3 protein-coding genes are annotated in these 6,192 nt (G+C 69.8%); all 3 read left to right on the top strand.

Annotated features, from left to right (window positions below; genetic code table 11):
* Positions 1-114: 114 nt before the first annotated feature.
* Entirely contained in the window at positions 115-2,319 is a 2,205-nt protein-coding gene (locus tag K0M70_RS00590) for a TonB-dependent receptor (protein ID WP_290777885.1), read from the top strand.
* Complete coding sequence (locus K0M70_RS00595; protein ID WP_290777889.1) at positions 2,319-3,386, top strand: PHB depolymerase family esterase; 1,068 nt, start codon at positions 2,319-2,321, stop codon at positions 3,384-3,386. The genes K0M70_RS00590 and K0M70_RS00595 overlap by 1 nt, the downstream gene beginning before the upstream one ends.
* Positions 3,387-3,402: 16 nt before the next feature.
* The coding region (locus K0M70_RS00600) for a PAS-domain containing protein (protein WP_290777891.1) at positions 3,403-6,192 on the top strand (2,790 nt) is incomplete at its 3' end.

A 6,192-nucleotide genomic window follows, 5' to 3' on the forward strand; every position in this document is an offset into this window, starting at 1 on the left:
TCGGGGGGGGGGGCCCCCCTTACCCATTCGTCGGGGGCCCCGCCGCACAGACGCCGTCATAGTCTGCGTGGCAAGCGGCCGTCCGGCCATCCACACGCGTCGCAAGGGGACCACATGAAGCGCAACCACCTCAGCCTGGCCATCGGCCTCACCCTCTCCCTGGCCGCCGTGCAGGCGCACGCGCAGGATGCCGCCACGACGGCGCCCGCCAGCGACGAGGTGACGCTCGACGCCGTGCAGGTCACCGCCCGCAAGCGCGAAGAGACCCTGCAGGAGGTCCCGGTCGCCGTGACGGCGTTCACCGCCGAAACGCTCGACAAGCTCAACATCCGCGACATCAGCGACCTCGACGCCCAGGTGCCCAACCTCACCATCTACGCCGCGCGCGGCTCCAGCAGCACCGTCACCGCCTACATCCGCGGCGTCGGCCAGTCCGACCCACTGTGGGGCGTGGACCCGGGCGTGGGCATCTACCTGGACGACGTGTACATCGCCCGCCCGCAGGGTGCGCTGCTGGACGTGTTCGATGTCGAGCGGATTGAAGTGCTGCGCGGCCCCCAGGGCACGCTGTACGGCAAGAACACCGTCGGCGGCGCCATCAAGTACATCTCGCGCGGCCTGCCGACCGAAACTTCGGGCAACGCTTCGGTCACCGTGGGCAACTACGGCCAGCTTGACGTCAAGGCCGCCATCGGCGGTTCGTTCGACGAGCGCGACGCGCTGCGCGGCCGCCTCGCCGTGGCCAGCCTGAGCCGCGACGGCTTCGGCGAGAACACCCTCACCAAGCAGGACGTCAGCGACAAGGAAATCCTGGCGATGCGCGGCCAGCTGGGCGCCTATGTCACCGAGGACCTGAACTTCCAGTTCGCCTTCGACTGGATGGAAGACCAGTCCGGCGTGCGTGGCGCCAAGATGCTGTCGCCCAACCGCTTCACGCCGATCTACCAGCCGATGGACGACCGCTACGACGTCCGCAACGGCATGCCCAACATCAACGACACCACGCTCAAGGGCATCTCGGCCACTGCCAACTGGCGCATCAACGACAGCTGGACCACGAAGTTCGTCACCGCCAAGCGCGAGTCCGACACCGAAACCAACATCGACTTCGACACCACGCCGCAGCCGATCGCCGACGTCAAGGCGTTCTACCGCGACCAGCAGGTGAGCAACGAACTGCAGCTCAACTACGACGCCGGTGGCCGCCACCGCGGCGTGCTGGGCATCTACAAGTTCAATGGCGAGGCCGGTGGCCAGGTCCGCAACAACTTCTTCGGCTTCCTGTTCGGCGACACCCAGGGCACCGTCTACACCGACTCCATCGCGGCTTACGGCGACTGGAGCTTCGACGTCACCGAGCAGTTCAACGTCGACGTGGGCATCCGCTTCACCGACGAGGACAAGCGCGCCGACGTGCTCAACCGCGGCTACACCAACGGCACTTACACGGTCCCCACCAACACGGTGGCCGATTTCGACAAGACCATCAACTTCACCAACGTCGCGCCGAAGGTCTCGCTGGGCTACCAGCTCAACGACGACATCCTGATTTACGGCCTGGCCACCCGCGGCTTCAAGTCCGGCGGCTACAACATCCGTGCCCAGGCAACAGCCGTGCCGCGCTCGGCCGAGCCGTTCGACGACGAGGTGGTGGACAGCTTCGAGGCCGGCGCCAAGATGTCGTTCCTCGACCAGCGCCTGTTCCTGAACGTGTCGGCCTTCCACAACAAGTACGAGGACATCCAGCTGTCGGTGTTCACGTCTTTCGACAGCGACGGCAACGGCTCTCTTGACTCGTTCTTCGGCGACTTCACCAACGCCGGCTCCGGCACCGTGAACGGCCTGGAGGTCGAGTACCAGTGGCTGCCGACCCGCAACTGGCTGGTCAGCGGCAACGTCGCCTTCCTCGACGCCAAGTACGACGAGTTCATCTACCTGGGCCAGAACATCGCCGACGAGCAGGAGTTCACCAACGCCCCCGAGTTCTCGGGCGCGATCAACGTCGAATACCGCACCGACCTGGCCAACGGCGGCAACCTCTCTGCCCGCGTCGGCTACAGCTACCAGGACGACGTGGTCGCCACCACCGAGATCGTCCGCACGGGTGCGCTGCCGATCACGCAGGAAGCCTATGGCCTGCTCAATGCCGGCGTGATCTGGAACACCGGCGGAGCCTGGTCGTTCTCGCTGCAGGGCACCAACCTGGCCGACGAGGAGTACCGCACCACCGGCTACAACCTCAACGCCGCGCTGGGCGTGGTCACCGGGTTCTACGGCCCGCCGCGCCAGTACAGCCTGACGGCCCGCTACGAGTTCTGATGAGCACAGTTCCCCGGGAATTTTCCCAACGGGCCGCGCAAGCGGCCCGTGTTTTTACGGCCGTCGCGCTGGCGCTGGCCGTGGTGGCCTGCGCCGGTGAAGCGCCTGCGCCGTTGCCGCGCCTGCAGGTGGATCCCGACCGCATAGCCGTGGCCGGACTTTCCTCCGGCGCCTACATGGCCACCCAGACGCACGTGTCGTGGTCGGATCGACTGCGCGGCGCGGCGCTGCTGGCGGGCGGACCCTATGCCTGCGCCGGCGGTTCGCTCGACGTCGCGCTCGGGCTGTGCATGACCGGGCAGCCCGATGCCGCGCGCCTTGCGGGCAGGGTGCGCGATCGTGCCGCGGGCGGCTTCGTGGCTCCCCTGTCGGGGCTGGCGGGCGATCGGGTTTACGTGCTGCACGGCCGGCGCGATGCCACGGTTTCAGCATCGGTGAGCCGCGCCGGCGAGTCGCTGTATGCGGCGCTTTCGGAAGAAGCCGGCGGCATCGCGCTGCGCTGGGACGGTGGGCGCGACTTCGGCCACGTGATGCCGACCATCGATCGGGGCGTGGACTGCATTGTCGGCGGCAGCCCTTACCTGGGCGCCTGTGGCTTCGATGCCGCGGGCGACGCCATGGCCTGGCTGTTCGGCGATCCGGCCGGCGCCGTGGGCGAGGCGAGCGGAGAACTGCGCGCCTTCGACCAGGACGCCCTGCTGCCCGACGGCGAAGACGCGCTGCTGGCGGACAGCGGCTGGCTGTACCTGCCCAGGGCCTGTGCGGCCGGGGAAAGCTGCGGCGTGCTGGTGGTATTCCACGGCTGCCAGCAGAACGCCGACGCCATCGGTGAAGTCTTCGCGCGCGACGCGGGCTTCAACCGCTGGGCCGACGTGCACCGCGTGGCCGTGCTGTATCCTCAAACCCGATCAAGCTATCTGCCGTTGAATCCAAAAGCATGCTGGGACTGGTGGGGCTATTCGGGACCGGACTACGACACCCGGCGCGGCTTGCAGCAGCGCTGGCTGGCCGCGGCCATGGCCGCCCTCGGCGCGCCGCTGGAGGCACCGTCCGCCGCCGTGAGATAAGCCGGGACCGGTCCCGATGCTGACCGACACCCTGGTCATCGGCGCGGGCCTGCTCTGGCTGGGCCTGCTGTTCGGCACGGCGCTGTGGGCCGAGCGCCGGCCGGGGCTGCTGGCGCGGCAGTGGCCGGCGGTTTACAGCCTGTCGCTGGCGGTCTACTGCACGTCATGGACCTTCTACGGCACGGTCACCCAGGCGCAGCGCTCGGGCTGGCCTGTCCCGCCCACGTTCATCGGCACGATCCTGCTGTACGTTCTGGGCTTCGGTTTCCTGCTCAAGCTGGTGCGCCTGGCGCGCGAACACAACTCCACGTCGCTGGCCGACCTGATCGCAACGCGGCTGGGCAAGAATTCGTGGCTGGCGGCGGTGGTGACCTTCGTCGCGGTGATCGGCATCGTTCCCTACATTGCGCTGCAGCTCAAGGCGGTGGCGATGAGTTACGGCATGCTCACGCGCGCGTCCGAACTGTCGCCGCCGCCGTGGCAGGACAGCGCGCTGTACGTGGCGCTGGCGATGGCGCTGTTCGCGATGCTGTTCGGCACGCGGCGCGCGTCGGCGGCCGAACACAACCGCGGGCTGGTGCTGGCGATGGCGGTGGAGTCGCTGCTCAAGCTGGGCGCGATGCTGGCGCTGGGCGCGTTCGTCTGGTTTGGCCTGGACCTGCCCGACGTGCCGCGGGTTCCTCCGCCGCCGGACGGGGCGTCGGGCTTCCCGGCGCTGGTGCTGCTGGGCGCGCTGGCGATGTTCACGCTGCCCCACCAGTTCCACGTGGGCGTGGTGGAGTGTCGCGACGAACGCCAGCTGCGCACGGCGCGCTGGCTGTTCCCGCTGTACATGCTGCTGATCGCGCTGCCCATCCTGCCGCTGGCGCGCGCCGGCGACGCGCAGCTGGCGCCGATGGGCGTGCCGGCCGACCTTTACCTGTTGGCGCTGCCGCTGGCCTCGGGCCACGAGGCGCTGGCGCTGCTGGCCTTCCTGGGCGGCCTGAGCGCGGCCACGGGCATGGTGATCCTGTCGACGCTGGCGCTGAGCGTGATGATCGGCAACCACTGGCTGGCGCCGCTGCTGGTACGCGGCTCGTGGGCGCCGGGCAGCGGCAAGGGCGTGGACCTGCGCGGCGCGGTGCTGATGCAGCGGCGCATCGGCATCCTGGCGGTGGTGCTGCTGGCCTGGCTGTACAGCCGCGCCATCGCCGGCAGCGATGCCTTGGCCGACATCGGCGCGCTGTCGTTCTCGGGCCTGGCCACGCTGGCGCCGGCGGTGGCCTACGCGGTGTGGCGGCCGCAGACGCCCGCGCGCGCCGTGCTGGTGGGCGTACTGGCCGCCGTGGCGGTATGGAGCTGGGTGCTGCTGGTGCCGGCCCTGGCCGAGGCCGGCGGTTTGTCCGGCGCGTGGCTCACGCGCGGGCCCTGGGGCCTGGCCTGGCTGTCGCCCGAAGGCATGTTCGGCCTGGGTGAATGGAGCCGGCTGGGACGCGCCACGCTGCTGAGCCTGGGCGCCGGCGCGCTGGTGACGTGGATGCTGGCTTCGCGCCTGGACGCCTCGCCCGAACGTGGCGGCGCCACGCTGTCGGGCCGCGGGTTGCGCGAAGTGGCCACGCGCTTCCTGTCGCGGCAGAAAGTGGACGAAGTCCTGGCCGGCGCGCCCGCCGAAGGGGCCGTGCCCGCCGACCTGCAGCAGCGCATCGAGCGCGAACTGGCGGCGGTGCTGGGCGCGGCGTCGGCACGCCTGCTGCTGGAGGCCGCACGGCGTGAACAGGGCCGAGACCTCGACACGGTGGCCACCATCGTCGGCGAAGCCTCGCAGGCGCTGCGCTTCAACCAGCGGGTGCTGGAAGCGGCGCTGGAAAACATGACCCAGGGCATCAGCGTGGTGGATGCGGAGCTGCGTCTGGTGGCCTGGAACCGGCGCTACGCCCAGTTCTTCGATTACCCGCCGGCGCTGCTGCAGGTGGGCGTGCCGGTGGCGCGCCTGGTGGAGCACAACCTGCGGCGCGGCCATGCCGACACCGGCGCGGTGGCCAGCGGGGTGGCGAAGCGGCTGCAGCACATGCAGGCCGGCACGCCCTACGTCGCCGAGCGCCGCTTCGGTGAAATGGTGGTGGAAATCCGCGGCAACCCGATGCCCGGCGGCGGCTTCGTGGCCACCTTCACCGACGTCACCGACTTCCGGCGCAGCGAGTCCGAGCTCAAAGTGGTGGCTGAAACCCTGGAACAGCGCGTGGTGGATCGCACCGCCGAGCTGGCCGGCGCCAAGGCCGAGGCCGAGCGCGCCAACCGCGCCAAGACCCGCTTCCTGGCGGCGGTAAGCCATGACCTGGCGCAGCCGCTCAACGCGGCGCATCTGTTCGTGCACGCACTGGCCCCGCAGCTGTCGCTGCCGCCGCACCGCGAGGCCCTGGCCAACATCGACGGTGCGCTGGGGTCGGCGGAATCGCTGCTGTCGGGGCTGCTGGATATTTCGCGGCTGGATGCGGGCGGCATGGAGCCCAAGCGGCAGGTGCTGCGCATCAACGACCTGCTGCAGCCGCTGGTCGCCGAGTTCCGCGTGCTGGCCGCACAAAAGGGCCTGCCGCTGGACTGCATGCCCAGCTCGGCCTGGGTTTTCACCGATCCGCAGCTGCTGCGGCGCGTGCTGCAGAATTTCCTGGGCAATGCCGTTCGCTACACGGCGCGCGGCCGCATCGTGGGGGGCTGCCGCCGCCGCGGCGATGCGCTGGCCATCGAAGTGTGGGACACGGGCCTAGGCATCGACCCCGCCGACCAGACGGTGATCTTCGAGGAGTTCCGGCGCCTGGACAGCGGCGGC

It is taken from the genome of Arenimonas sp., assembly GCF_019459675.1.
GTDB lineage: Bacteria > Pseudomonadota > Gammaproteobacteria > Xanthomonadales > Xanthomonadaceae > Arenimonas.

What these genes read in the sequence shown, in the direction of transcription:
- K0M70_RS00590 (WP_290777885.1), top strand. Translation starts at nt 115, where the DNA reads ATGAAGCGCAACCACCTCAGCCTGGCCATCGGCCTCACCCTCTCCCTG.
- K0M70_RS00595 (WP_290777889.1), top strand. Translation starts at nt 2,319, where the DNA reads ATGAGCACAGTTCCCCGGGAATTTTCCCAACGGGCCGCGCAAGCGGCC.